This is a genomic window from Paracoccus sp. TRP, from assembly GCF_000185925.1.
GTDB lineage: Bacteria > Pseudomonadota > Alphaproteobacteria > Rhodobacterales > Rhodobacteraceae > Paracoccus > Paracoccus kondratievae.
In genome coordinates, this window is the sequence record NZ_AEPN01000112.1 from 1 (window position 1) to 1,446 (window position 1,446).

2 protein-coding genes are annotated in these 1,446 nt (G+C 58.8%); one reads left to right on the forward strand and one right to left on the reverse strand.

Features of this window, described 5'->3' with window-relative positions; translation table 11 throughout:
- The first annotated feature begins 127 nt into the window (after positions 1–127).
- Positions 128–889: an SDR family NAD(P)-dependent oxidoreductase gene (locus PARACOCCUSGL_RS0120065; protein ID WP_010400994.1), complete on the forward strand. Its 762-nt coding sequence runs from the start codon at positions 128–130 to the stop codon at positions 887–889.
- 45 nt (positions 890–934) lie between these two features.
- On the opposite strand, the gene PARACOCCUSGL_RS21940 is transcribed toward PARACOCCUSGL_RS0120065, so the two are convergent.
- Positions 935–1,417, reverse strand: coding sequence for a zincin-like metallopeptidase domain-containing protein (locus tag PARACOCCUSGL_RS21940; RefSeq protein ID WP_369750431.1), 483 nt, complete (start codon positions 1,415–1,417; stop codon positions 935–937).
- Between the last annotated feature and the right edge of the window lie 29 nt (positions 1,418–1,446).

Below are 1,446 nucleotides of genomic sequence, written 5' to 3' on the forward strand. Positions count from 1 at the left end.
GGGTCACGTCTCGACGGAAATCAACAGTCACTCTTCATTGTGCAATTTTCCGTACAGAATGTAGATTTATAACCACCTTATCCTGAACAAATGTCTTGTCTATATCTCCCCTACAAGGAGAATATTCATGAAAAGTACAGCATCTATCGCAATCATCACCGGTGGCAGCAGAGGCATGGGCCGGGATACCGCCCTCCGCTTGGCTCAACGCGGCGTATCGTCCATCATCACTTATCACTCTCGGCAGGAAGAGGCCGATAAGGTGGTTTCGGACATCAAGAAGGTTGGGGCGCAGGCTGCCGCGCTTCAGCTTGATGTCGGCAAGGCTTCGAGCTTCCCGAACTTCGCTGACAGCGTTCGCACCACCCTCGCCCAGATGGGAGCCGACCGCTTCGACTATCTGGTGAACAACGCGGGGATCTCCTCTACGGCGACCCTCGCAGACGGAACCGAAGCCGAAATGGACGCGCAATTCGCGGTGCATTTCAAAGGACCGTTCCTGCTGACCCAGGTGCTTCTGCCGCTGATGAAGGACGGGGGGCGCATCGTGAACATCTCGTCGGGGCTGACGCGCTTCTCATTCCCGGGCCGGGCGATCTACGGGCCGATGAAAGCGGCGGTGGAAACCCTGACACGTTACATGGCGCTGGAACTTGGTCCGCGCGGTATCGCCGTTAACGTGGTCGCGCCCGGAGCCATAGCGACCGACTTCAGCGGCGGCGTCACCCGCGACAACCACGAGGTCAACAAGGCGCTGGCAACCCGCACCGCACTCGGTCGCGTCGGTGGCCCCGAAGACGTTGGCCCGGTGATCGCCAGCCTCCTCACGGATGCGTTCGGTTGGGTCAATGGACAGCGGATCGAGGTCACCGGCGGCATGAATCTCTGATGATCAGTCGTGGTGCATGCGTCTTTCTCGATGGCCCTTTCTGCGTCAGTGGCCATTGAGGATGAGGACTCTATCGGCGGCAGGGAAAGCCACACTGGGCACGGTTTCCTGCTGCCGCGAACGTCCGGAAAGTTCCGCATATCTGATAGCCAGACTTCGAGAACGGCGGCATTTAATCAGCACCTCCGAGTTCCTCGAAGCGCTCTGATTATGCCGAACTGTTGCATGGCCGAACACAGGTGCGAAAGCCACCAAACCCCGGCCATGCGGCATAACCCAGCTTACGGCATAATGAATAAGCTCGTGGGCCAGGGTGGCATAATAGCCGTTGGCGCTGTGGAAGGTGTTGATTGGCGGCATGTGGATGCGATCTTCGCCCATGTGATAGAAGGCTTTTGGGTCATCGGTCGTGTCGATCCTCGCGCCGGTCGCGGCAAAGAAGGCTTCAAGATGCGGGTCGGGTTCGGTGCCCAGGTCGCGGGGCGCTTCCGGGGCTTTTCCGGCAAATTGCTCCGGCAGGCCGTCGATCTAGGTCGTGTTGACAAAAGGGATTCCTC

What these genes read in the sequence shown, in the direction of transcription:
- PARACOCCUSGL_RS0120065 (WP_010400994.1), top strand. Translation starts at nt 128, where the DNA reads ATGAAAAGTACAGCATCTATCGCAATCATCACCGGTGGCAGCAGAGGC.